Genomic DNA, 24234 nt, shown 5'->3' on the forward strand with positions numbered 1-24234 from the left:
AACCTGCTGTCATTGGATCGGGAGCGTCACATGGAACGCGCACTTCGTGGGATCGGCATGCTCGGCATGCTGGGGCTGGTCATGCAGGTCGGCACTGTGGACGCGCGCCGGTTCCCGCCGCCGCGCCCATCGGTCGTCATCGCCGATGCGCCGGCTGGGGTGCAGGTGCTGCAGGTGGCCGGCGCCGAAGTGCCGGTGCAGCTGCGCAGCGTGGTGCTGGACAGCCACGTGGTGGCCGGGCTGGGTGAGACCCGGATCGAGATGGAGTTCTTCAATCCCAACGCCCGCGTCCTGGAAGGGCAGCTGGAATTCCCCTTGGCCGCCGACCAGCAGGTCGCCGGGTTTGCGCTGGACGTCGATGGCGTGCTGCGCGACGCGGTGCCGGTGCCGAAGGCGCAGGGCCGCCAGGTCTTCGAGGCGATCGAGCGGCGCCGGGTCGACCCGGGGCTGCTCGAGCAGACCGCCGGCAACCGGTTCCGCCTGCGCGTCTATCCCATTCCCGCCCGTGGCAGCCGTCGGGTCGCGCTGACGGTGCGCGACACGCTGCCGGTGGATGCGCAGGGGCTGCGCTGGACGTTGCCGATGCAGTTCGCGCGCGGCGCAGCGCAGGTGTCGGTGCGGCTGCAGGCCGCCGGAACCGGTGCGCCGCAGCCCGCGGCCGCCGGACCGGTCGCGTTCCGGTTGCAGGGCGGCAGCTACCAGGCGCAATGGCAGGGCAGTGGTGAGACGCTGCCCGCGCAGTGGCAGTGGTCGCTGCCGCAGGTGCGTCAGTCCGATGTGGTGACCGGCCTGCATGACGGACAGCGCTACCTGCTGGCGCAGATTCCGCTGCCGGCGAACACGGCGCCGCGGGCGCTGCCCAGCCGCGTGGGGCTGCTCTGGGATGCCTCCGGCTCGGCGCGGCAGCGCGACCGTGCCGCCGAACTGGCAGTGCTGGACCGCTACTTCCGGGCAATCGGCAACGGCCAGGTGCAGCTGACGGTGCTGCGCGACCGTGCCGACGCCCCGCGCGAATTCGACATCCGCAACGGCGACTGGAGCGCACTGCGCGCGTACCTGGGCAGCCTGCCGCAGGATGGGGCCAGCGCCCTCGGCGACTGGACCCCGAAGGCCGATATCAAGGAGTACCTGCTGGTCAGCGACGGCCGGTCCAACTACGGTGCACGCCAGCTGCCCACGCTGCGGGCGGACCAGCGCCTGTATGCACTGAGCACCGCCGGCGCGCGGACCGACGCGGCGCGGCTGCGCGCCTGGACCGGGGCCCATCGCGGCCAGGCCCTGCTGCTCTCCAGCACGCGTGAGGTCGACGCGGTTCTGCCGTTGCTGCTGGCGCAGGGTGTCGAGGTGATTGGTGTGGAGGGGCAGGGCATTGATGCACTGGTGGCCGACACCCGCAGTACCGGACAGCTCTGGTTGCGCGTGCTGGGGCGCGTGCAGCGCGACACGGGCGAGGTGACCGTGCGTGTGCGCCTGGGCGACGGTCGCATCCAGCAGCATCGGGTGGCGGTTGCCGACGCCCGTGCGCTGGGCGGCCGCCTGGTGGCGGACGCGTGGGCGCAGGCCCGCCTGGCACAGTACGCAGCCGATCCGCAGGGCAATGCGGGCGCGGCGCGGGCACTGTCGCAGCAGTTCGGTCTGGTGAGTGCCGATACCTCGCTGCTGGTGCTGGAGACGCTCGACGACTACCTGCGCTACGGCATTCGCCCGCCGTCACCGCTGCGTGGCGATTACGACCGCCTGCACGCGGTGCGCGTTGCCGACGAAGCGCAGGCGCGTCAGCAGCGGCTGGATCAGGTCGCCCGCCGGTTCGCCGAGCGCGAACGCTGGTGGAACACGCCGTGGCCCAAGGACGCCCCGGCGGTTGAGGCGGCCAAGGTGGCGTCGCCGTCAGCGCCCCCACCGCCGGTCCTGACGGTGCGGGCGGCCCCACAGGCCATGCAGATGGCCGGCGAGTCCGCTGCCGATGCCGTGGCGGCGCCTGCGCCGATGGCGGCTGCCAGCCGGGCACGCCGCGCTGCGCCCGCCGAACGTGCGGCCGGCCAGGTCAACGACGGCACGCTGGCGATCAGCGTGGCAGCGTGGGCGCCGGACTCGGCCTATGCCCGTCGCCTGCGTGACGCCCGGCCGGACCAGCTGTATGGGCTTTACCTGGCCGAGCGCGAGCAGCATGCCGACAGCACCGCCTTCTACCTCGATGTGGCGGACCTGCTGTTCGCCGCCGGCCAGCGCGACCTGGCGCTGCGGGTGCTGTCCAACCTGGCCGAGATGCAGCTGGAAAACCGCCATGTGCTGCGCGTGCTCGGCTATCGGCTGCTGCAGGCCGAGGCGCCGGCACTGGCCGTGCCGGTGTTCCGTGACGTGCTGGCGATCGGCGAAGAGGAGCCGCAGAGCTTCCGCGATCTTGGCTTGGCACTTGAGGCCAGTGGCCAGCACCAGGCCGCACTGGCGTCGTTGTACGAGGTGGTTGTGCGCCCCTGGGATGGCCGCTTCGACGGCATTTCGCTGATCGCGCTGGACGAACTGACCCGGCTGGTCGCGCGCGAGCGCGTGGACGCATCCGCCATTGATCCGCGCCTGCGCCGTGCGATGCCGCTGGACCTGCGCGTGGTGCTGAGCTGGGACAGTGACAACAGCGACATGGACCTGTGGGTCACCGATCCGAACGGCGAGCGCGCGTATTACGGCAACCGGCTGACCTACCAGGGCGGGCAGATGTCGCCGGACTTCACCGGCGGCTACGGCCCGGAGCAGTTCTCGCTGCGCGACGCCAAGCCGGGCATCTACAAGGTGGAGGCCAACTTCTTCGGCAGCCGCGAGCAGTTGGTCACCGGCGCGACCACGCTGATGCTTCGCCTGAGCACGAAGTGGGGCAGCCGCGACCAGCGCGACCAGCAGGTCACGCTGCGGTTGAAGGACCGCGCCGAGACGGTGCTGGTCGGGGAGTTCGAGGTGAAGTGAGCAGGACGCGCTGCAGGCGGATGCCGCTGCCTACCCGGCGGCGGCATCCCGATGCACGCGGCGCGCGGACAGCGGCCAGTGCCCCGCCAGGGCGATGCCACCGATGAAGATCGCCGCGTTGCCGGCGGTGTTGAACACCATCTCCACCACGGCGGTGTCCGGCAGTGCCAGTACGTTGGCAACCGCCTCCAGCGCAGGGCTGATGACAAGGTACAGCGCGATCACGGCGAGCACCCGGCCGATCCGCTGCCACGGCGTCTGCGGGTCCAGCGGCCAGCCGCGCCAGTGCAGGAAGGCGAAGACCAGCAGCAGGCCCAGGTAGCGCCCCGCGCTGTCGGCCGGGACGAGCCCGGTGGTCAACGCCGCTGCCGTCATGCCAGCGCCCAGGGTGGCGAGGAGGAGGTAGCGCGTTCGATTGTGATGCGCGGGCGAGGGCAGGCACTGCCAGGCAAGCCAGGCCAGGGCCATGCCGACCAGCCAGCCGCCCAGCACATCGGACAGGAAATGCCGGCCCAGGTACATCCGTGACAGCGCCATCAACAGCGGCCAGCCGATCAGCAGCGCGATCCGCCAGCCCCGGCTGCGGATGCCGAAGCACAGCACCAGCGCCATCATCGCCGCCGTCGCCACGCCCACGTGACCACTGATGAACCCGTAGTCCGGATCGGGCTGCGCACGCAACGCCGCAATTGCTTCACCGCTGGGCAGCGACCAGAACGACCCGGCAGCGCCATCGTCCACCAGCGCGTGGCCAGGACGGCCCTTGTCCAGCACGTGGATGTCGACATCGCTGGGGCGGGGCAGCGCCGCACTCTGTTTGATGGCGTGGGTGGCCGTGGACATGAGCAGTACCGCGAGCATCACGCCCAGCCCGGCGCGCAGCCGTACCCCGAAGCTGAGCACAACGATCAGCAGCACGTACGCCCATTCGTAGCCCAGCGTGCTCACGAAGGTCATCAGCGGCACCATCCACGCGGCATCGAAGAACGCCTGCAGCCACACATGCCAATGGGTCTGGAACATCCGTATTCCTCAGGGCCGGGCAGGCGCCGGCGTGACGGGCAACGATACCGGCTGCCGGCGGCGTCCGAAACGCGGGCGCAGCACGCACAGGGCTTGTCGCCGGGGGCGGGTGACCAATGGCGGTCGCCCGGTGACGGGTGGGGCGCACTACCATGACGGGATGAGTCAGGCTGACGACCCTTTGCGGATGGATGATTCAATGGCGAACGGCACAGCGGCACGGTGGCGACCCGGCGCGCGGATGCTGGTGTGGTCGGTGATTCTGCTGACCAGTGCAGTGGCCAATGCGCTGGTCGAAGTCATGGACGCGGCGCGCCGTGGGGACGATCTTGGCCTGTGGCAGCCGATGATCTGGGAGCTGAGCAGCGTCTCGATGATCCTGTTGACGCTGCCGGTGTTGTGGTGGGGATGCCAGCGCTGGCCCCTGCATGCGGATACCTGGAAGCGGCGGCTGCCGCTGTATCTGCTGGCCAGTGTGGCGTGGTCGCTGGTGCACGTGCTGGGGATGATGGCGCTGCGCCATCTGGCCTATGCCGCGCTCGGGCACCACTACCAGGACGACGCCACCTGGGCGGTCCGCGCGCTCTATGAGTACCTGAAGGATGTCCGCGCGTTCTTCTCTTTCGTGGCGATCGAACACTTCTTCAGCTGGTTCGGACGGCGTCGGCAGGGCGAAGCGCACCTGCTCGTGGCACCGGACGATGCGCCACCGGTGGAGGCGGTGGAGCGGCCAGAGCGGTTCCTGGTGCGCAAGCTGGGGCGCGACTTCCTGGTCGCCACCGCCGACATTGAATACGCCCAGGCGGCGGGCAACTACGTCAATCTGCGCGTGCGCGGGCACGACTACCCGTTGCGCACCACGATGGCCGCGCTGGAGACCAAGCTGGACCCGGCGGTGTTCGTACGCGCCCATCGCAGTTGGCTGGTCAATGCGCGCCGGCTGGTCTCGATCGAGCCCTTGGACGGCGGCGAAGCGCTGCTGCATATGGATGATGGGGCCAAGGTGCCGTGCAGCCGGCGGCAGCTCCCGCTGTTCCGCCAGGCGCTGGCGGTGCAGCCGACCGGCTGACGGCACGGTGCCACCGGCCGGCCCGGCATCCCGGCACGCCGGGATGCCGTCAGGCAGCTCAGCGCTTGCCGTCCTTCTTGATCATCGCGTCGATGCGCCCGGCGCGTGCTTCCGAACCCGGGTGCGAGGACATCAGGCCGCCCTGGCTGGACAGCTTGCGGAACATGCTGGCCAGTGCGGCCGGGTCGTAGCTGTGCCGCTTCATGAAGCGGTAGCCGTATTCGTCGGCCGCGCTCTCTTCCTTCTGCGAGAACTGCGCGTTGACGAAGCCTTCGGCCAGTTCGCCGAGCTGACCCTGGGTGAGCTGGGCGATGTTGGCGTTGCCCGACGCAGCCAGGGTGTCGCGTCCGGCCGAGGCCAGCATGGCGGTCCGCATCCTGGACTTGCTGTGGCCCAGCTTGACGTGGCCGATCTCGTGGCCGATCACGCCGCGCACTTCATCGTCCGAGGCCATGTCCATCAGGCCTGAATACACGCGCACGCAGCCGTTGGCCATCGCCCAGGCGTTGACATCTTCGGTCAGGTAGACCTTGAAGCTCAGGCTCAGACCGTCTTCGTTGGCGAGGCCTTCGGTGATCCTGGCCAGGCGCTGGGCGTACGGGCTGCTGGCCGGGGCGACCTTGTTTTCCTTGTCCATGTAGACGCAGGACTGGTCGGCGGCCTTGGCCACGTCCTGATCGGACAGGGTCAGGGCCTGGCCGGCCTTCAGGCCGGTGCTGGACAGTTGCTTGAGATCGAGGGCCGAGGCGGTACCGGCGGCCAGGCAGGCGATGGCCAGCAGGGCGGCCGAGGATGACTTCCTCATCAGGGTAGAACTCCATGTGATTGCAGGGGCGGCCGGGCCTCCTGCGGGGGCAGGGCGGGCGCGGCCGGCGGGCAGTCTACCGTCTGCACCGTACCGCTGTGACGCCCGGTGTCGTTTTCTTGACGTGATGCCCCGATTGGCCCGGCGCACGGCCTCCACCTCGGCGTGAAGGCGCCGGATGGGCTATCATTGACAGTCTTTTCGCACGCATTAACTGCCGACATGATCGAGCTCAATCCTGTCCGCCAGCGGATCACCGATCTCACCGATCGCGTGCTCTCGCTCAGGGGGTATCTTTGACTACGACGCCAAGAAAGAGCGTCTGGAAGAAGTAACCCGGGAACTGGAAAACCCGGATATCTGGAACAACGCCGAGTACGCCCAGAACCTGGGGCGCGAGCGCGCCAACCTGGAAAAAACCGTCGGCGGCATCGCCTCCATCCTGGATGGGCTGGCCGAGTCCGGCGAACTGCTGGAGCTGGCGGAGAGCGAGCAGGACGACGATACCGCGCTGGCCGTGGTCGCCGACCTGGACAAGTACCAGAAGCACGTGGAACAGCTGGAGTTCCAGCGCATGTTCTCCGGTCAGATGGACAACGCGGCAGCCTTCGTCGACATCCAGGCCGGTGCCGGTGGCACCGAAGCCCAGGACTGGGCCGAAATCCTGCTGCGCATGTACCTGCGCTGGTGCGAATCGCGCGGCTGGAAGACCGAGCTGATGGAAGTGTCCGGTGGCGACGTTGCCGGCATCAAGTCGGCCACGCTGCGCGTGGAAGGCGACTATGCCTATGGCTGGCTGAAGACCGAAACCGGCGTGCACCGCCTGGTGCGCAAGTCGCCGTTCGATTCGGACAACCGCCGCCACACCAGCTTCACCTCGGTGTTCGTGTCCCCGGAAGTGGACGACAACATCGAGATCGACATCAACCCGGCCGACCTGCGTACCGACGTGTACCGCTCCTCCGGCGCCGGTGGCCAGCACGTCAACAAGACCGAGTCGGCGGTGCGCATCACCCACATCCCGACCAACACGGTCGTGGCCTGCCAGACCGGCCGCAGCCAGCACCAGAACCGCGACAACGCGATGAAGATGCTGGCCGCCAAGCTGTACGAGCTGGAAATCCAGAAGCGCAATGCCGAGCGCGACGCGGTGGAAGCCACCAAGTCCGACATCGGCTGGGGCAGCCAGATCCGCAACTACGTGCTCGACCAGAGCCGCATCAAGGACCTGCGCACCGGCATCGAACGCTCGGATACGCAGAAGGTGCTGGACGGCGACCTCGACGAATTCGTCGAAGCCAGCCTGAAGTCCGGCCTGGCCGTGGGTGCCAAACGCACCGACGCCTGACCGTCGGGGCCGCCACGCGCGGCCCCGTTCCGTTGTCCCCCGGGCTCCGCCCGGTTTCGCAATTTCCCCCGGCCATCGGCATGATGGCGGGGCCCCCCACTCCCCCCGACATACACAGACCCACGCCATGAACGATCAGACCGCCGCGCCGCAGCCCCCCGTCGACGAGAACAGCCTCATCGCCGAGCGCCGCGCGAAACTGACCGCGCTGCGCGGGCAGGGCATCGCCTACCCGAACGATTTCCGCCGCGAGCAGTTCGCCGGCGCTCTGCAGGCCGAGTTCGCCGACGCCGAACAGTGGACCGCCGAGGCACTGGAAGCGGCTGGCCGCCAGGTGAAGATGGCCGGCCGCCTGATGGCCAAGCGCGTGATGGGCAAGGCCAGCTTCGCCCAGATCCAGGACGAATCCGGCCGCATCCAGCTGTTCCTGCAGGGCAGCACCCTCGGCGATGCCTACACCGCCTTCAAGGGCTGGGACGTGGGCGACATCATCGCCGTCGAGGGCGGGCTGACCCGCACCAAGACCGGCGAGCTGTCGGTCAAGGCCACCACCATCCGCCTGCTGACCAAGTCGCTGCGGCCGCTGCCGGACAAGTGGCATGGCCTGGCCGACGTGGAGCAGCGCTACCGCCAGCGCTACGTCGACCTGATCGTGACGCCGGAATCCCGCGAGGTCTTCATCAAGCGCTCGCGGATCATCCGCGCCATGCGCGCCTGGCTGGACAACCGCGACTTCCTGGAAGTCGAAACGCCGATGATGCATTACATCCCCGGCGGCGCCACGGCCAAGCCGTTCACCACCCACCACAACGCGCTGGACCTGGACCTGTACCTGCGCGTGGCCCCGGAGCTCTACCTCAAGCGCCTGGTCGTCGGCGGCCTGGAGCGGGTGTACGAGATCAACCGGAACTTCCGCAACGAAGGCGTCAGCACCCGCCACAATCCCGAGTTCACCATGATGGAGCTGTACGAGGCCTACGCCACGTACAACGAAGTGATGGACCTGACCGAAGGCGTGATCCGTGACGTGGCCAGCAAGGTGCTGGGCACCACCACGGTGGAGTGGGATGGCGCCACCATCGACCTGGCCCCGGCGTTCCGCCGCTGGCGCATGGACGAAGCGGTGCGCCACCACAACCCGGAGATCAGCGCGGCCGACTGCACCGACCGTGACGCGCTGGCTGCCCACTGCGAGCGCCTGAAGATCCGCATCAAGCCGTCCTACGGCTGGGGCAAGCTGCTGCTGGAGATCTTCGAGGCCACCGTCGAGCACACCCTGGTGCAGCCGACCTTCATCACCGACCATCCGGTCGAGGTGTCGCCACTGGCCCGCGCCAACGACGACCAGCCCGGTTACACCGACCGCTTCGAGCTGTTCATCAACGGCAAGGAACTGGCCAACGGCTTCTCCGAGTTGAACGACCCGGAAGACCAGGCGGCCCGTTTCCAGGCGCAGGTGACCGCCAAGGAAGGTGGCGACGATGAAGCCATGCATTACGACGCCGATTACATCCGTGCGCTGGAGTACGGCATGGCGCCGACCGGCGGTCTGGGCATCGGCATCGACCGCCTGGTGATGCTGCTGACCGGCAGCAGTTCGATCCGGGACGTGCTGCTGTTCCCCTATATGCGCCCTGAAAACTGAGAACTGCATTCCGGGGGGGCCGGGTGGCCCGCCCGGACGGGCTTCCGCTGGCGTGGCCGCGCGCGTATGGTTTCGACGTGGGCTATTGCGACGTTGGGGGGTGATAGCCACGGACCATGACTGTCCGGTGCGATGCGTGACATGCGCATCACACTGTGACGACGATCATGAACTGGGCGAACATCACCGGAGGCGGGACTCATGCAAGGTGCCAGTGTGCAGAGCGGCGGGGTATCCTCTTCGCTGCATGTTCCAGTGTGGTCCAGGAAGACGGCGGAAGCAGCCTTGAATATTGTCATCGTAGACGATCAAACGTCCGCGCGAACCATGCTGCGCCATGTCATCGAGGACATCGCGCCCGAACTGAGCGTGCATGACTTCGGCGACCCGTTGACGGCGCTGGCGTGGTGCGAGTCGCATCCGGTTGACCTGCTGCTGCTCGATTACCGCATGCCGGAGATGGACGGGCTTGAGTTTGCCCGTCGTTTCCGCCGGTTGCCCAAGCACCGCGACATCCCGGTGATCCTGATCACCGTGGTCGGCGACGAACCCATCCGCCAGGCGGCGCTGGAAGCGGGTGTCATCGATTTCCTGGTCAAGCCGATCCGGCCGCGCGAACTGCGCGCGCGCTGCTACAACCTGCTGCAGTTGCGGCAGCAGTCGGAGAACGTCAAACAGCGCGCGCTGTCGCTGGAACAGCGGCTGCTGGCCAGCATGCACGAGGTCGAGGAGCGCGAACGCGAGACCCTGTCGCGGCTGGCGCGCGCCATTGAGTTCCGTGATGCGGGCACCAGTGCCTATCTGGAACGCATGGCCCATGTGGCCGGTCTGATTGCCGAACAGCTGGGACTTCCCGAAGAGGAGGTCAAACTGATCGAGATGGCCGCCCCGCTGCACGACATGGGCAAGATCGCCATCCCCGACGCGGTGCTGCTCAAGCAGGGCAAGCTCAACGAGGAGGAGCTGGTCATCATGCGCCGGCACCCGCGCATCGGTTACGAACTGCTCAGCGGCAGCCAGAACCGCTTCATCCAGGTGGGTGCGCTGATCGCCCTGCGCCACCATGAACGCTACGACGGCAGTGGCTATCCGGATGGGCTGGTGGGCGATGCGATCCCGTTGGAGGCACGTATCGTTGCAGTGGCCGACGTGTTCGACGCGCTGATCTCGCCACGCCCCTACAAGGAGGCATGGAGCATGGAGGCGACCCTGGCCTACCTCTATGCCCAGCGCGGGCGGTTGTTCGACCCGCGCTGCGTGGATGCGCTGCTGCGCGGGCGCGAGCAGCTCGATGCGATCTGTGCCCAGCACTCCACGGCGTCCACGCGCCCGGGGACGTGACATGCAGCGTCTGTACCAGCGGCTGAAACACAGGCTGGCGCAACGCCCGGATACCGAGCACGGGCAGGCCATCGTCCGCATCGTGCTGATCACGCTGATCCTGACCTACGTGGCCATGCCGGGGGTGCGCAACGACCTGCCGCCCACGCAGTACAACGGCGTGCTGGCCATCGTCCTGACTGGTCTGGGCCTGTCATTGGCGCTGTTCGGCTGGCTGCTGGCACGGCCGGGGCGCTCGGACCCGCGCCGCGTGGCCGGCATGCTGGCCGATTACGGCCTGATCGCGGCCGGCATGGTGCAGATGGGCGAACCGCTGGCCTGGGTCTACATCGTGGTGATGTGGGTGACCGTTGGCAACGGCATGCGCTATGGCAACAACTATCTGTATGTCGCCGTTGCGATGGCGCTGGTGAGCTTCGGCAGCACCGCGGCGACGACCCCGTACTGGCAGCAGAACGCGCGCCTGGCGTTCGGCCTGTGGCTCGGTCTGGCGGCGGTGCCGCTGTACTTCTCGACCCTGCTGCGCCAGTTGACCCACGCGATGGACGAGGCGCGTCGGGCCAGCGAGGCCAAGAGCCGGTTCCTGGCGAACATGAGCCATGAGTTCCGCACCCCGCTCAACGGGTTGTCGGGCATGACCGAGGTGCTGGCCACCACGCGCCTGGACGATGAGCAGCGCGAGTGCGTGAACACCATCCAGGCCTCGTCGCGCAGCCTGCTGGCGCTGGTGGAGGAGGTGCTGGACATCTCCGCCATCGAGGCCGGGAAGCTGCGCGTGACCGCCGAGGATTTCGCACTCGGCGACGTGATCCAGGCGATCGGGCTGATCCTGCTGCCGCAGGCCAAGGCCAAGCGCCTGGATTACCGCGTCCGGATCGCCGAGAACGTGCCGCCGCTGCTGCGCGGCGACGTCGGCCACCTGCGCCAGATCCTGCTCAATCTGGCCGGCAACGCGGTCAAGTTCACCGACCACGGCAAGGTGGAGATCCGCGTGGCCGTGCTCAGCGCCGACGCCCACGGCGGCGTCCGCCTGCGCTTCGACATCCTGGATACCGGCATCGGCGTGGCGCCGGCGATGCGGCCGCGCCTGTTCGAAGCCTTCGAGCAGGCCGACGTCAGCATGGCGCGTCGCCACGAGGGCACCGGGCTTGGCACCACCATCGCCAAGGGTCTGGCCGAAGCGATGGGCGGGGATATCGGGTACGACGACAATCCGCCGCAGGGCAGCCGCTTCTGGGTCGAGCTGCCGTTCGCGCCGCCGCGGGTGCCGCTGGGGACCGTCACCCCGGCACTGGTGGGGGACGGCGAGCAGGACGGCAACGGCAATGTGATCGCCTTCGCCGACCCGTTCCTGCGCCACCGCGCCCGCGTGCGCAGCATGCAGATTCTGGTGGCCGACGACCACGAAGCCAACCGCATGGTCCTGCAGCGTCTGCTGCAGAAGGCCGGGCACAAAGTGCTGTGCGTCAATGGCGGTGAAGCGGTGCTGGATGCGATGGCCGAGAGCGACTTCGACGCGGCCATCGTGGACCTGCACATGCCCGGCATGAGCGGGCTGGACATGCTGAAGGAACTGCGCGTGATGCAGGCCGGGGGCGGGCCGCGGACGCCGGTGCTGGTGCTCAGTGCCGATGTCACCCCCGAGGCGATCCAGCGCTGCACGCAGGCCGGCGCGCACACGTTCCTGGCCAAGCCGGTGGTGGCCGTTCGCCTGCTGGACACGTTGGCCGACATTGCCTCCAACGGGCAGCTCAAGGCCAGCGCGCCGATCGTGCGCACCGCCACCCAGCTCGATGGCGTGCTCGACCCGGGCGTGCTCGACGAGCTGGCGTCGCTGGGCATGGGCGACGGCTTCGAACGGGAGTTCATCCGCCAGTGCCTGACCGATGCCGATCAGTGCGTGGCGGTGGCGACCGCCGACGGCGAGCGTGCCGACTGGGTCCATTTCCGCGAGCAGGCGCATGCCATCAAAGGCGTGGCCAGCAACCTGGGCCTGGTGCGCGTGGCCAACCGCGCCGGCGACCTGATGCGGATGGCCGACTGGCAGCTCAAGAGCGAATGGCGCCAGCGCCTGTCGGTGCTGCAGGGCGGCATCAAGGAAGGCCGCCAGGCGCTGGAGGCGCGTGCGCGCCAGCGCGCGCGGCCAGGCGACAACGACAGCGACGTGCGCTGAGCCGTCAATCCGTCGGCCGTGCGCCGCTCGATTCAATGGCGCTCATGTCCAGACCTGCCGCCTGGAACCGCGCCACCACGGTCCGCAGACCGTCCGTGTCGTCGCGGGTCGGACCTGCACGGCGGATGGCCTCGGCGCAGGTGCGATGATCCGTCCGGCACTGCCCGGGCTGTTCAAGCCGCAAGGCGGTCATCGCAATCACCACCGCCATGTGGGGAATCGCACGGGCGGTCGTACGTTCGCCGCGGTAGAACGCCGCGAACTGGTGCCGCACCGTCGCCGCGGCGGCCGTGGCACCCGGGGCGGAGGCGTCGGCAGGCGCGAGGAGCACTGTCTGTCCCCCCTGTTCGAGCGTGCGCGCTTCATCGGCCAGCACGGTCTCGAGAATGAACGCCTCGACCGCGCTGGGCACGTAGCCGGCCGCGAGCGCGTCGGCAGCCGGGGCGATGACCAGCAGGGATGTGCACAGGAGCTTGCGCAGGCTGTGCCTCGCCGGATCATGTCGCTGCGGAGACATCAACGTCGGTCCTTGAGGATGATGGGGGAGGGCACCATACAGGCGTGCGTCCGATCGGGCCAGCCCAGGCGCGGCGGCAGGGCCGGGAGAACAGCCATAAAAAAGCCCGGCGGCGGCCGGGCTTGAACAACAGCAGGGGAGGGTGGAACTCAGGCGACATCAAGGGTGGCGCGGCGGGTCTGTGCTTTGATCAGGCGGTCCATCGTGCGCAGCGACTTGTCGCCGAGCGCCAGGGCAGAATCGACCCACACCTTGGTGATTTCCAGCAGTTCGTCGTAACGCACGGCTTGGGCGAGGTTGCGTGCCGCGTTCATGGCCAGATAGGAGTGCGGGATGCGCTGGTGCTGGCGGATCAGATCCTCGACCGCTTTCACGCCCTGGCCTTTGTGCACCAGCACGTCCACCACGCCCATCGCGTGCATTTCCTCGGCGCTGTACACCCGGCCATCCAGAATGATCTTCTCGGCGAGCTGCGGTGCCACCCGCTTGCACAGGAACGAGTAGGCCCCCATGCCCGGGAACAGGCCGAACAGCACCTCCGGCAGTCCCATGCCACTGCCTTCTTCGGCCACGATGGTGTGGCAGGCCAACGCCATCTCCAGCCCGCCCCCCAGCGCGTCGCCCTGGATCAGTGCGATGGAGCGCACGTCGCCGCCGAAGCCGGTGTGCAGGTGGTGCACGCCTTCCACACAGCGCTGGGCGTAGGTGAGCAGACGGTCGCGGTTGCCTTCGCGGATCAGGCGCGTGAACAGGTCCAGGTCGCCGCCCAGGTTGTAGGCCGTAGCGTCGGAGGCCAGCACGAAATGACGCAGCTTGCCGCTGTTGCGCTCGGCGGGCGTGCGTGTGATGGCGCTCATGTAGTTCCACATTTCATCCAGCATGTCCTTGCGGCAGCAGGGACGGACACCACTGGTGGCGTCAGCATGCATGAACAGCCAATGTGCGGCATCGTCGCCGGTGGTTTCAGTGCGGATGGTGGCGTAGCGGTGGCTGACGGGCAGCTTTTCGATGGTGCTCATGGCGATTTCCTCAACGATGCGGGCCCGCAGGGAGGATGTTGTGGTCGGCGGGCCGGACGGGTCCACACGCGGCGATGCTACACCCCCCGGGCCGGTCGCCATGAAAAAGGCCTGCCCCGTCGCCGGTGCAGGCCCTGTCCGTTCACGATGGGCGCAAACCCTTACGGGGCGGGCGTATCGCGCAGTTCGCGGCGCAGAATCTTGCCGACATTGGTCTTCGGCAGCTCCTTTCGGAATTCGACGATTCTGGGGTGCTTGTAGCCGGTCAGGTTGGCCCGGGCGTGTTCCTTGACCTGTTCGGCGGTCAGGTTCGGGTCCTTCTTGACGATGACCACCTTGACCACTTCGCCGGACTTCTCATCCGGCACGCCGACCGCGGCCACTTCGAGCACGCCGGGCATCATCGCGATCACGTCCTCGACTTCGTTCGGGTACACGTTGAAGCCGGACACCAGGATCATGTCCTTCTTGCGGTCCACGATGTAGAAGAAACCCTGTTCGTCCATGCGCGCCATGTCGCCGGTGTGCAGCCAGCCCTCGGCATCGACCGCCTTGGCGGTTTCCTCCGGACGCTGCCAGTAGCCCTTCATCACCTGCGGGCCCTTGATGCACAGCTCGCCGACGTCGCCGGCGGGCAGGGTGTTGCCGTTGTCGTCCTTCACGCAGGCGTCGGTGGACGGGATCGGCAGGCCGATGGCGCCGTTGTACTCGGCCAGATCCAGCGGATTGATGCACGCCGCCGGCGAGGTTTCGGTCAGGCCGTAGGCCTCGACCAGGGTCACGCCGGTGACTTTCTTCCAGCGCTCGGCCACGGCGCGCTGCACCGCCATGCCGCCGCCCAGGGTGACCTTCAGCGAGGAGAAGTCGATCTCGTCGAAGCCGGGGGTGTTGAGCAGGCCGTTGAACAGCGTATTGACACCGGTGATGGCGGTGAAGCGGGTCGACTTCAGCTCCTTGACGAAGCCCTTCATGTCGCGCGGGTTGGTGATCAGGTGGTTGCAGCCACCGAACTTCATGAAGACCAGGCCGTTCGCCGTCAACGCGAAGATGTGGTACAGCGGCAGGGCGGTGATGATCCACTCCTTGCCCATCTCGATGCCCGACGCGGAGATCCACGCCGAGGCCTGCTGCATGTTGGCCACCAGATTGCGGTTGGTCAGCATGGCGCCCTTGGCCACGCCGGTGGTGCCGCCGGTGTACTGCAGGAACGCCACGTCGTCGTGGTCGATCTCGACCTTGGGCAGGCTGTGACCGCTGCCGATCTTCAGCGCCTGGTTGAAGCGGATCGCGCCGCGCAGGCTGTAGTTGGGGACCATCTTCTTGATGTACTTCAGGACGAAGTTCACCACCACGCCCTTGGCGCCGAGCATGTCGCCCAGGCCGGTGGTGATCACCTGCCGGATGGGCGTGTCGGCAATCACCTGCTGCACGGTGTCGCCGAAGTTGTCCACCACCACCAGGACCGCCGCGCCGGAGTCCACCAGCTGGTGCTTGAGCTCGCGCGCGGTGTACAGCGGGTTGACGTTGACCACGGTCAGGCCTGCACGCAGCACGCCGAAGGTGGCGACCGGGTACTGCAGGCAGTTGGGCATCATCAGGGCGACGCGATCGCCCTTCTTGAGCTGCAGTTCGCCCAGCAGATAGGCGGCGAACTGCTCGACCAGGGCGTCGGTTTCACCATAGGTGAGCACCTTGCCGAAACTGGAGTAGGCGGGGCGGTCACGGAACTTGGCCACCGAGGTGTCGAACACCGCCGACACCGAATGGAACTCGTTGACGTCGATCTCGGCGGGTACGCCTTTGGGATAACTCTGCAGCCAGGGACGTTCCAGACTCATATTCCCCCTCCAGGAAACGTGGATGAAATGGTGCGGTGACGGAGAGTATCCGTCAGTTCATGCCCCGGCAGCATACCGGGCCGAATGGAAAACGCGAAGGGCTGGTGAAAAGCCCGTGCACGCCGCGTGGAAACGCGGGCCTCGGGGTCCCGTTTGCACGTATTCCTACAGACGCTGCCGCTGGACGCTGTGCAGACTCGAACGCCGGACCGAAGGAGACCCTCAACATGACGCAGTTCCATGCAAAGCGCCGGTGTCGTGCCTGGACGGTTGCGCTGATGCTGGCCGTTGCCCCCGCCGCGCAGGCGCAGGCGGCGCCGGAGCCGTTGCAGCAGTTGGACTTTCCGGTCCTGGCACGCGGTGAATCGGGGCAGTTCCGGGTCCAGGTACCGGCGCACGCCGGGGGCGAGGGCGTCTCGGCCTACTCGGTGCATGCGACGATCCCCGGCGCCGATCACGATACCGGGTACCGGTTCTTCGCGGTGGACTGCCCGGCGGGCTTCAAACAGAACGTGCATACCGGCGACCGCGGCGTGGTCTGCTACCTGAGCGGCGGTGTGCCGCATCCGCCCTTCACCATGACCGTGAGCGTGCGCAACATCGCAGCGGCCGATGGCGAGACCCGCCAGGAAGACGGGCTGCGCAGTGTCACCCTGTACGGGGAGGTCACCCGTGCGCCCTGGTTCCTGTACGGCGTGATGCCTTGACCGACCGGATGCCGGCGCGGCAGCGCCGGCATCGGTTGCCGTCCCCCTGATCGGGGACGGCAGGCGCCGGCAGGGCAGGGCCGGCCTTATCGGGCGGCCAACTGGCGCAGCACGTACTGCAGCAGCCCGCCGTGCTTGAAGTACTCCACTTCCTTGGGCGTCAGCAGCATCACGTGCGCCTGGAAGCGCGTGGAGGTGCCGTCGGCCCGGGTCGCGGTGACAGTGGCGGTCTTGCTGGCGCCGTCCTGCAGGTCGGTGATGTCGATCGTCTCCGAGCCGTCCAGGCCCAGGCTCTGTGCGTTCTCGCCGGCCTTGAACTGCAGCGGCAGCACGCCCATGCCGACCAGGTTGGAGCGGTGGATGCGCTCGAAGCTCTCGGCAATCACCGCCTTGACGCCAAGCAGGTTGGTGCCCTTGGCGGCCCAGTCGCGCGAGGAGCCGGTGCCGTATTCCTTGCCGGCGAACACCACCAGCGGCACGCCCTCGGCCTTGTACTTCATCGCCGCGTCGTAGATCGCCAGCTTCTGCGGCTCGCCGCCATCGGCCGGGAAGTACAGGGTGTTGCCACCTTCCTCGCCACCGAACATCAGGTTCTTGATCCGGATGTTGGCGAAGGTGCCGCGCACCATGACGTCATCGTTGCCGCGGCGGCTGCCGTAGCTGTTGAAGTCGGCCGGCTGCACGCCGCGCTCCTGCAGGAAGCGTCCTGCCGGCGAGTCCTTCTTGATGTTGCCGGCCGGGGAGATGTGGTCGGTGGTGATCGAATCGCCGAACAGGCCCATCACCCGCGCGCCGTGCACGTCCTCGATGTGGCCGACCTGCATGGTCATGCCCTCGAAGTACGGCGGGTTCTTGATGTAGGTCGAGCTGCCGTCCCAGTCGTACAGGTCGCCGTCGGGCGACTTGATGGTGTTCCAGCGGGTATCGCCCTTGAACACATCGGCGTAGTTCTGCTTGAACATCTCCGGCCCGATGGTCGCGGCGATCACGTCACCGATTTCCTTGTTGCTCGGCCAGATGTCGCGCAGGAACACCGGCTGGCCATCGCTGCCGGTACCCAGCGGTTCGGTGGCCAGGTCGATGTCGGTGGTGCCGGCGATCGCGTAGGCCACCACCAGCGGCGGACTGGCCAGGTAGTTCATTTTCACTTCGGGGTGCACGCGGCCCTCGAAGTTGCGGTTGCCCGACAGCACCGAGGTCACCACCAGGTCACCGGCGGCGATGCCGGCGCTGACTTCGGTCGGCAGCGGACCGGAGTTGCCGATGCAGGTGGTGCAGCCATAGCCGACCACGTAGAAGCCGATCTTCTCCAGCTCGGTCAGCACGCCGGCCTTTTCCAGGTAGTCGGTGACCACGCGCGAGCCCGGCCCGAGCGAGGTCTTGACCCAAGGCTTGCGGTCCAGGCCCTTGGCCGCCGCATTGCGGGCCAGCAGGCCGGCGCCGATCATCACCGCCGGGTTGGAGGTATTGGTGCAGGAAGTGATGGCGGCGATGACCACCGCGCCGTCCTTCAGGCGGAAGCGGCTGCCGTCCATCTCGACATCGGCGTAGCCCTTGGCCAGCTGTTCGTTGCCGACTGCCGCGCCACCGCCCTCGTTGACGAACGTGGACACGTCCTCATTGCGCTTGTCGCGGCTGGTGGTCAGCCCACCGAGGTTGTCGCGGTAGTTCTGCTTGACGTCTTCCAGCAGCACGCGGTCCTGCGGGCGCTTGGGACCGGCCAGCGACGGCTTGACCGTGCCCATGTCGAGCTCCAGCGTGGCGCTGTAGCTGGCGTGTGCGGTCTGCGCGTCGTGCCACAGCCCCTGTGCCTTCGCATACGCTTCGACCAGCGCGATCTGCTCCTCGCTGCGGCCGGACAGGCGCAGGTAGTTCAGCGATTCGTGATCGATCGGGAAGATGCCGCAGGTGGCACCGTATTCGGGGGCCATGTTGCCGATCGTCGCGCGGTCGGCCAGCGGCAGGTGCTGCAGGCCCTCGCCGAAGAACTCGACGAACTTGCCGACCACCCCGTGCTTGCGCAGCATCTGGGTCACGGTCAGCACCAGGTCGGTGGCGGTGGCGCCTTCGGGCAGTTTGCCGGTCAGCTTGAAGCCGACCACCTGCGGGATCAGCATCGAGGACGGCTGGCCGAGCATGGCCGCCTCCGCTTCGATGCCACCCACGCCCCAGCCCAGCACGCCGATGCCGTTGATCATGGTGGTGTGGCTGTCGGTGCCGAACACGGTGTCCGGGTAGGCGATGGCCGTGCCGTCCTTGTCAGCGGTCATGACCACGCGGGCCAGGTTCTCCAGGTTCACCTGGTGGACGATGCCGGTGTTGGGCGGCACTACCTTGAAGTTGTGGAAAGCCTTCTGGCCCCAGCGCAGGAAGCCGTAGCGCTCCTGGTTGCGCTGGAACTCGATCTTGCCGTTGAGGTCCAGTGCGTCCGGGGTGCCGAATACATCCACCTGCACCGAGTGGTCGATCACCAGCTCGGAGGGGATCTGCGGGTTGATCTGTTCCGGGCGGCCACCGAGTTTGACCACGGCGTCGCGCATCGCGGCCAGGTCGACCACGCAGGGCACGCCGGTGAAGTCCTGCAGGACCACGCGCGCGGGCATGAAGGCGATCTCGATGTCCGGCTCTGCCTTCGGATTCCAGCGGGCGACCGCTTCAATGTGGTCGCGGCCGACGGTCGCACCCCCGTCCTCGTGCCGGAGCAGGTTCTCCAGCAGGATCTTCATCGAGTAGGGCAGGTGGGAGATGTCGAACTGCTGTCCGAGCTTGGGCAGGCTGAAGTAGTCGTAGGTCTTGCCGGCGACATCCAGCTGACTGCGGGTGGAGAACGAATCGCTCATGCGGGGTGACTCCTCTTGCGGATGGCTTGCAGTGGCCCGCCCGAGGCAGGCCTGCTTGCGTTCGCCGATGGCCGTGGGCCCGGTGACCGTCCGAGTATGAACGATTCAGCCGGCCCGTGGCCTGCGGCATCGGGTCTCAGGCTACATGGAGATATGTATCGCTGATGTCATGGGTCGCTGCGTATCCTTATGCCCTGCAAGGCCCGGGGGCGGGACGAAGCGGGGTGAGGGTGGAAGTATGCCCCCTGGAGTATGTATAATTTGTGCATACTTTGGAGGGCGTACCGATGGAAGCCACCGTTGCAGAACGCGGACAGATCACCTTGCCCAAGGCGGTCCGCGATGCGCTGGGTCTGACCAAGGGCACTCAGCTGAAGGTCGAACTGGAGGGCAGCCGCATCATCCTGCGCAAGAGCGTGGACGATGCCATCTCGCGTGCCCGCGGCAAGTTCGCGCTGGATGGCTTCGACTCGGCGCAGGCCGCCGTGGATGCGGTCCGCGACGAGGAATGAGCCGCGCATGATTGCCGTCGATTCCCCGATCCTGATCGAACTGCTCAGCAACGGCCCGCAGGCCGATGCCGTGGAAGCCTGCCTGCGCCAGAGCCTGGTGGGTGGCCGCGTGGTGATCTGCGGGGTGGTGCTGGCCGAGATCTGCGCCGCGCTGCGCGGCGGCGCCGAAGTGCAGGAAGCGCTGGAGGAGATGGGTATCCATTTCAGCCCGCTGGAAGCCAAGTCCGCCCTGCGCGCCGGCGAAATGCACCGCCGCCACCGCCAGCGCGGCACCGGCAAGCGCGGCATCGATGACTTCATGGTCGGCGCGCACGCACTGCTGCAGTGCGACGGGTTGATCACCTGGAACGACACGTTTTACCGCGACTACTTCAAGGGCCTGAAGCTGATCGTGCCGCAAGCCTGAGCCCGCCCTTTTCACCGCTGTATTCAACCGCATTCTGCAAAGAATCACCCGGGAGTTGTCATGTTGGAAGCCTACCGCCACCACGTAGCCGAGCGCGCCGCGCTTGGCATCCCGCCGCTGCCGCTGAGCGCCCAGCAGACGGCCGACGTCATTGAACTGCTGAAGAACCCGCCCGCGGGCGAGGCCGAGTTCCTGCTCGACCTGCTGACCCACCGCGTGCCGGCCGGCGTCGACGATGCCGCCAAGGTCAAGGCCTCGTACCTGGCCGCGATCGCCCTCGGCAGCGAAACCAATGCGCTGATCAGCCGCGAGCGCGCCACCGAACTGCTGGGCACCATGCTCGGCGGTTACAACGTCGCCCCGCTGGTCCAGCTGCTCGACGACGCCGTGGTCGGCGCGATCGCCGCCGATGCGCTGAAGAACACCCTGCTGGTGTTCGATGCCTTCCACGATGTGCAGGAAAAGGCCAAGGCCGGCAATGCCAACGCCCAGGGCGTGCTGCAGAGCTGGGCCGATGCCGAATGGTTCACCAGCCGGCCGGAAGTGCCGCAGAGCCTGACCATCACCGTGCTCAAGGTCACCGGCGAAACCAACACCGACGACCTGTCGCCGGCACCGGACGCCACCACCCGCCCGGACATCCCGCTGCATGCCCTGGCGATGCTGAAGAACAAGCGCGATGGCATCGAGCCGGAAGAAGACGGCAAGCGCGGCCCGGTCAAGTTCATCGAATCGCTGAAGGACAAGGGCCACCTGGTCGCCTATGTGGGCGACGTGGTCGGTACCGGTTCGAGCCGCAAGTCGGCCACCAACTCGGTGCTGTGGTTCACCGGCGAAGACATTCCGTTCATTCCGAACAAGCGCTTCGGTGGCGTGTGCCTGGGCTCGAAGATCGCGCCGATCTTCTACAACACGATGGAAGACGCCGGCGCGCTGCCGATCGAACTCGACGTGTCGCAGATGAACATGGGCGATGTGATCGAACTGCGTCCGTACGACGGCAAGGCACTGAAAGACGGTGCGGTCATCGCCGAGTTCAAGGTCAAGTCCGACGTGCTGTTCGACGAAGTGCGCGCCGGTGGCCGCATTCCGCTGATCATCGGCCGCGGCCTGACCGCCAAGGCGCGTGAAGCGCTGGGCCTGGCCCCGACCGACCTGTTCCGTCTGCCGATGGACCCGCCGGATACCGGCAAGGGCTTCTCGCTGGCGCAGAAGATGGTGGGCCGCGCCTGTGGCCTGCCGGAAGGCAAGGGCATGCGCCCGGGCACCTACTGCGAACCGAAGATGACCTCGGTGGGCTCGCAGGACACCACCGGCCCGATGACCCGCGACGAGCTGAAGGACCTGGCCTGCCTGGGCTTCTCGGCCGACCTGGTGATGCAGTCGTTCTGCCACACCGCCGCCTACCCGAAGCCGGTGGACGTCAAGACCCACCACACCCTGCCGGAGTTCATCTCCACCCGTGGCGGCATCTCGCTGCGTCCGGGCGACGGTGTGATCCACAGCTGGCTCAACCGCATGCTGCTGCCTGACACCGTCGGCACCGGCGGCGACTCGCACACCCGTTTCCCGGTGGGCATTTCGTTCCCGGCCGGCTCGGGTCTGGTCGCCTTCGCCGCTGCCACCGGCGTCATGCCGCTGGACATGCCCGAATCGGTGCTGGTGCGTTTCAAGGGCACGATGCAGCCCGGCGTGACCCTGCGCGACCTGGTCAACGCGATTCCGCTGTACGCGATCAAGTCGGGCCTGCTGACGGTCGCCAAGGCCGGCAAGAAGAACATCTTCTCCGGCCGCATCCTGGAAATCGAAGGCCTGCCGGACCTGAAGGTCGAGCAGGCGTTCGAACTGTCCGATGCGTCGGCCGAACGTTCGGCCGCCGGCTGCTCGGTGCGCCTGAACAAGGAGCCGATCATCGAGTACCTCACCAGCAACATCACGCTGCTGAAGTGGATGATCGCCGAGGGTTACCAGGACGCCCGTTCGCTGGCGCGCCGCATCGAGAAGATGGAGGCCTGGCTGGCCAACCCGGCGCTGCTGGAGCCGGATGCCGACGCCGAGTACGCCGCCGTCATCGAGATCGACCTGGCCGATATCCACGAGCCGATCGTGGCCTGCCCGAACGATCCGGACGACGTCAAGACGCTGTCGGACGTGGCCGGTGCGGCCATCGATGAAGTGTTCATCGGGTCGTGCATGACCAACATCGGCCACTTCCGTGCGGCCGCCAAGCTGCTGGAAGGCAAGCGCGACATTCCGACCAAACTGTGGGTGGCTCCGCCGACCAAGATGGACGCCTCGGAGCTGACCAAGGAAGGCCACTACGGCACCTTCGGCACCGCCGGCGCGCGCATGGAAATGCCGGGCTGCTCGCTGTGCATGGGCAACCAGGCGCAGGTGCGTGAGGGCGCGACGGTGTTCTCGACCTCGACCCGCAACTTCCCGAACCGCCTGGGCCGCAACTCCAACGTGTACCTGGGGTCGGCAGAGCTGGCCGCCATCTGCTCGCGTCTGGGTCGCATCCCGACCAGGGAAGAGTACATGGCCGATATCGGCGTGCTGGATGCCAGCAGCAAGGACATCTACCGCTACATGAACTTCGACCAGATCGAGGATTACCAGGACGTGGCCAAGACGGTTGCTGCCTGAGCCTGATCGGCTGATGTGTTGAACGAAAACCCCCGGTGAGAACCGGGGGTTTTTTGGTGTTGGCGATGCCGGCGGGCGCGGCGGCCGCGTCACCTCACTCGGGCGCGACCGCCGCAGGCGGCGCCAGGATGGGCGCGGTGACGGCCGGGAACAGCGACGGCAACTGCGTTGCAAACCGTGCCGCGCAGCGCTCGGCGAACGCGTGCGAGGCCGACCTGACCTTGGCGTAGTCATCCGCCTGCCAGTCCTCCAACGGGGCCAGGCGGCGCTCATTGCAGGTGACAGCGGTCTGCCTGGCGCCCTCGTCGGAGAGCCGGAATCCGACCGTGGCCGTGTGCCTGAGCTCGTATTGACTGGTGTCGCCGGAGTCTTCCACGTAAGCAAGCACCCAGTCGCCCGCCAGGCTCTGGACGGTCCGGGGCTCGACGGGGATGGCGTCGGGATGGGTGAGGAAGAAGTGCGCAAGATGGGTGCGCAGCAGCCCCGGCATGTCCGAGAGCGCCGGGCTTGGCAGGGTGTCGATACGGCTGCCGCGCGGCGTGGTCTTGGCGAACCGCTGCAGCTTTCCGTTTCCAAAGTACGCAAGCGCCAGTGCGCCCACCTGTGCGCCGGCGATCCTGCCTCGCGTCACCAGGCGCAGCGGGAGGGCGCCTTCGTCGCCGCCTTCCTGGCTGGGGTCCAGGCCCGCCACCACCTCCACGGTCCGCGTCCAGTCCCGCAGCGGGCCGCCGGCCGGCGCAGGGGACACCGTTTCGGCAGGGATCTCGTCCACGGCGGCGGGCGCCGCCACGACGGCCTGGGCGGGTGCGGGTGCTTCACAGCGTTCCGGCGGCAATGTGAAGGCTTCCGGCTGCACGCTGCCGTCGGCAGCCACGCGCCTCACTCCGAACCGGCAGATCCGGTCGGCGGTGGTCATCTGGATCTCGTAATCGTTGCCCGGCTCGGGTGTGAACTGCAGCGTCAGCGGGCCTGAACAGCGGTAGTCGTTGGTGTTGGCGACCCGCGCGTCGAAGATCAGCGGCTGGCCACTGGCAACGCTGTACTCCTCGTAGCTGGGCCGGGAGAACATGACGCTCTTCATGTTGCGCACGGCATCGGTCTGCGGCATGCCGAGCGACACGTTTGCCGGCGCACCGCTCATCATCGTGTTGAGGACCAGATGGGTCGACCGGGCGATATCCACCCGGTTGTCGTAGACCTCCCGGCAGGCCGCGTTGGTGTACATCGTGATGGCCTGGCCATTCTGGCCGAAGATGCGCACGCGCGCGTCGGCAGCGGGGGCCTTTCCCTGTGCGCCGGCAGGGCCTGTCATCAACAGGCCGCCCAGTAGCAGCCCACCCAGGATATGGCAGGGTCCATGCATGGTCTTGCTCCTTCAGTTTCCGCA

General features: G+C 67.4%; 17 protein-coding genes. 10 read left to right on the forward strand and 7 right to left on the reverse strand.

What is annotated here, in order from left to right; all coding sequences use genetic code 11:
• Nucleotides 1-66: 66 nt before the first annotated feature.
• Nucleotides 67-2958 (forward strand): VIT domain-containing protein, encoded by a 2892-nt coding sequence (locus tag ACPEH8_RS03700; protein ID WP_423666156.1) that lies wholly within the window; start codon nt 67-69, stop codon nt 2956-2958.
• Between the two features lie 30 nt (nt 2959-2988).
• On the opposite strand, the gene ACPEH8_RS03705 is transcribed toward ACPEH8_RS03700, so the two are convergent.
• Nucleotides 2989-3981: a phosphatase PAP2 family protein gene (locus tag ACPEH8_RS03705; RefSeq protein ID WP_153164192.1), complete on the reverse strand. Its 993-nt coding sequence runs from the start codon at nt 3979-3981 to the stop codon at nt 2989-2991.
• A gap of 199 nt (nt 3982-4180) precedes the next feature.
• Here ACPEH8_RS03705 and ACPEH8_RS03710 point away from each other — a divergent pair, with 199 nt between their 5' ends.
• Nucleotides 4181-5050, forward strand: a complete 870-nt coding sequence (locus ACPEH8_RS03710; protein WP_026070963.1) for a LytTR family DNA-binding domain-containing protein — start codon at nt 4181-4183, stop codon at nt 5048-5050.
• Between the two features lie 58 nt (nt 5051-5108).
• Here ACPEH8_RS03710 and ACPEH8_RS03715 read toward each other — a convergent pair whose 3' ends face one another.
• Nucleotides 5109-5855: a M48 family metallopeptidase gene (locus tag ACPEH8_RS03715; RefSeq protein WP_017357272.1), complete on the reverse strand. Its 747-nt coding sequence runs from the start codon at nt 5853-5855 to the stop codon at nt 5109-5111.
• Nucleotides 5856-6077: 222 nt separating this feature from the next.
• Here ACPEH8_RS03715 and prfB point away from each other — a divergent pair.
• The 4 genes from prfB to ACPEH8_RS03735 all read left to right on the forward strand — a co-directional run bounded on the left by prfB (nt 6078) and on the right by ACPEH8_RS03735 (nt 12362).
• Nucleotides 6078-7203 (forward strand): peptide chain release factor 2 gene (gene prfB / locus ACPEH8_RS03720; protein WP_136004022.1). Its coding sequence is split into 2 segments (ribosomal slippage): nt 6078-6152 and nt 6154-7203, totalling 1125 coding nucleotides; the frame shifts between segments, so codons are not numbered across the junction.
• A gap of 127 nt (nt 7204-7330) precedes the next feature.
• Nucleotides 7331-8848: a lysine--tRNA ligase gene (gene lysS, locus ACPEH8_RS03725; protein WP_136004023.1), complete on the forward strand. Its 1518-nt coding sequence runs from the start codon at nt 7331-7333 to the stop codon at nt 8846-8848.
• 201 nt (nt 8849-9049) lie between these two features.
• The gene (locus ACPEH8_RS03730; RefSeq protein WP_017356403.1) at nt 9050-10189 is read left to right on the forward strand and encodes a response regulator; all 1140 of its coding nucleotides are present in this window, start codon (nt 9050-9052) and stop codon (nt 10187-10189) included.
• A 1-nt stretch (nt 10190) separates the two neighbouring features.
• The gene (locus ACPEH8_RS03735) at nt 10191-12362 is read left to right on the forward strand and encodes an ATP-binding protein (RefSeq protein WP_017356402.1); all 2172 of its coding nucleotides are present in this window, start codon (nt 10191-10193) and stop codon (nt 12360-12362) included.
• Nucleotides 12363-12366: 4 nt separating this feature from the next.
• Here ACPEH8_RS03735 and ACPEH8_RS03740 read toward each other — a convergent pair whose 3' ends face one another.
• From ACPEH8_RS03740 to ACPEH8_RS03750, 3 genes are all read right to left on the reverse strand, one after another.
• Nucleotides 12367-12882, reverse strand: coding sequence for a hypothetical protein (locus ACPEH8_RS03740; protein WP_312710687.1), 516 nt, complete (start codon nt 12880-12882; stop codon nt 12367-12369).
• 146 nt (nt 12883-13028) lie between these two features.
• Nucleotides 13029-13898 (reverse strand): crotonase/enoyl-CoA hydratase family protein, encoded by an 870-nt coding sequence (locus ACPEH8_RS03745; RefSeq protein ID WP_423666073.1) that lies wholly within the window; start codon nt 13896-13898, stop codon nt 13029-13031.
• Nucleotides 13899-14059: 161 nt separating this feature from the next.
• Nucleotides 14060-15736, reverse strand: a complete 1677-nt coding sequence (locus ACPEH8_RS03750; RefSeq protein WP_017356399.1) for a long-chain fatty acid--CoA ligase — start codon at nt 15734-15736, stop codon at nt 14060-14062.
• A 227-nt stretch (nt 15737-15963) separates the two neighbouring features.
• Between ACPEH8_RS03750 and ACPEH8_RS03755 the strand changes: the two genes are divergently transcribed.
• Nucleotides 15964-16443: a hypothetical protein gene (locus ACPEH8_RS03755; RefSeq protein WP_051008626.1), complete on the forward strand. Its 480-nt coding sequence runs from the start codon at nt 15964-15966 to the stop codon at nt 16441-16443.
• 86 nt (nt 16444-16529) lie between these two features.
• On the opposite strand, the gene acnA is transcribed toward ACPEH8_RS03755, so the two are convergent.
• Nucleotides 16530-19283, reverse strand: a complete 2754-nt coding sequence (gene acnA / locus ACPEH8_RS03760; RefSeq protein WP_423666075.1) for an aconitate hydratase AcnA — start codon at nt 19281-19283, stop codon at nt 16530-16532.
• 287 nt (nt 19284-19570) lie between these two features.
• On the opposite strand from acnA, the gene ACPEH8_RS03765 reads away from it, so the two are divergent.
• The 3 genes from ACPEH8_RS03765 to acnB are packed head-to-tail and all read left to right on the forward strand — an operon-like array spanning nt 19571 to nt 22847.
• Entirely contained in the window at nt 19571-19795 is a 225-nt protein-coding gene (locus ACPEH8_RS03765) for an AbrB/MazE/SpoVT family DNA-binding domain-containing protein (RefSeq protein WP_017356396.1), read from the forward strand.
• Between the two features lie 7 nt (nt 19796-19802).
• The gene (locus ACPEH8_RS03770) at nt 19803-20201 is read left to right on the forward strand and encodes a type II toxin-antitoxin system VapC family toxin (RefSeq protein WP_136004029.1); all 399 of its coding nucleotides are present in this window, start codon (nt 19803-19805) and stop codon (nt 20199-20201) included.
• Nucleotides 20202-20261: 60 nt separating this feature from the next.
• Complete coding sequence (gene acnB / locus ACPEH8_RS03775; RefSeq protein WP_136004031.1) at nt 20262-22847, forward strand: bifunctional aconitate hydratase 2/2-methylisocitrate dehydratase; 2586 nt, start codon at nt 20262-20264, stop codon at nt 22845-22847.
• A 94-nt stretch (nt 22848-22941) separates the two neighbouring features.
• On the opposite strand, the gene ACPEH8_RS03780 is transcribed toward acnB, so the two are convergent.
• Nucleotides 22942-24210 (reverse strand): hypothetical protein, encoded by a 1269-nt coding sequence (locus tag ACPEH8_RS03780; RefSeq protein WP_051008625.1) that lies wholly within the window; start codon nt 24208-24210, stop codon nt 22942-22944.
• Nucleotides 24211-24234 lie beyond the last annotated feature (24 nt).

This window comes from Stenotrophomonas sp. NPDC077461 (assembly GCF_049545475.1).
GTDB lineage: Bacteria > Pseudomonadota > Gammaproteobacteria > Xanthomonadales > Xanthomonadaceae > Stenotrophomonas > Stenotrophomonas nematodicola.

Bases quoted from the DNA above. Each gene is read 5' to 3' on its own strand.
- ACPEH8_RS03780 (WP_051008625.1), bottom strand. From the start codon at position 24,210: ATGCATGGACCCTGCCATATCCTGGGTGGGCTGCTACTGGGCGGCCTG.
- ACPEH8_RS03755 (WP_051008626.1), top strand. From the start codon at position 15,964: ATGACGCAGTTCCATGCAAAGCGCCGGTGTCGTGCCTGGACGGTTGCG.
- ACPEH8_RS03700 (WP_423666156.1), top strand. From the start codon at position 67: ATGCTGGGGCTGGTCATGCAGGTCGGCACTGTGGACGCGCGCCGGTTC.
- acnA (WP_423666075.1), bottom strand. From the start codon at position 19,283: ATGAGCGATTCGTTCTCCACCCGCAGTCAGCTGGATGTCGCCGGCAAG.
- acnB (WP_136004031.1), top strand. From the start codon at position 20,262: ATGTTGGAAGCCTACCGCCACCACGTAGCCGAGCGCGCCGCGCTTGGC.
- ACPEH8_RS03715 (WP_017357272.1), bottom strand. From the start codon at position 5,855: ATGAGGAAGTCATCCTCGGCCGCCCTGCTGGCCATCGCCTGCCTGGCC.
- ACPEH8_RS03710 (WP_026070963.1), top strand. From the start codon at position 4,181: ATGGCGAACGGCACAGCGGCACGGTGGCGACCCGGCGCGCGGATGCTG.
- ACPEH8_RS03705 (WP_153164192.1), bottom strand. From the start codon at position 3,981: ATGTTCCAGACCCATTGGCATGTGTGGCTGCAGGCGTTCTTCGATGCC.
- ACPEH8_RS03750 (WP_017356399.1), bottom strand. From the start codon at position 15,736: ATGAGTCTGGAACGTCCCTGGCTGCAGAGTTATCCCAAAGGCGTACCC.
- ACPEH8_RS03770 (WP_136004029.1), top strand. From the start codon at position 19,803: ATGATTGCCGTCGATTCCCCGATCCTGATCGAACTGCTCAGCAACGGC.
- ACPEH8_RS03765 (WP_017356396.1), top strand. From the start codon at position 19,571: ATGGAAGCCACCGTTGCAGAACGCGGACAGATCACCTTGCCCAAGGCG.
- lysS (WP_136004023.1), top strand. From the start codon at position 7,331: ATGAACGATCAGACCGCCGCGCCGCAGCCCCCCGTCGACGAGAACAGC.
- ACPEH8_RS03745 (WP_423666073.1), bottom strand. From the start codon at position 13,898: ATGAGCACCATCGAAAAGCTGCCCGTCAGCCACCGCTACGCCACCATC.
- ACPEH8_RS03735 (WP_017356402.1), top strand. From the start codon at position 10,191: ATGCAGCGTCTGTACCAGCGGCTGAAACACAGGCTGGCGCAACGCCCG.
- ACPEH8_RS03730 (WP_017356403.1), top strand. From the start codon at position 9,050: ATGCAAGGTGCCAGTGTGCAGAGCGGCGGGGTATCCTCTTCGCTGCAT.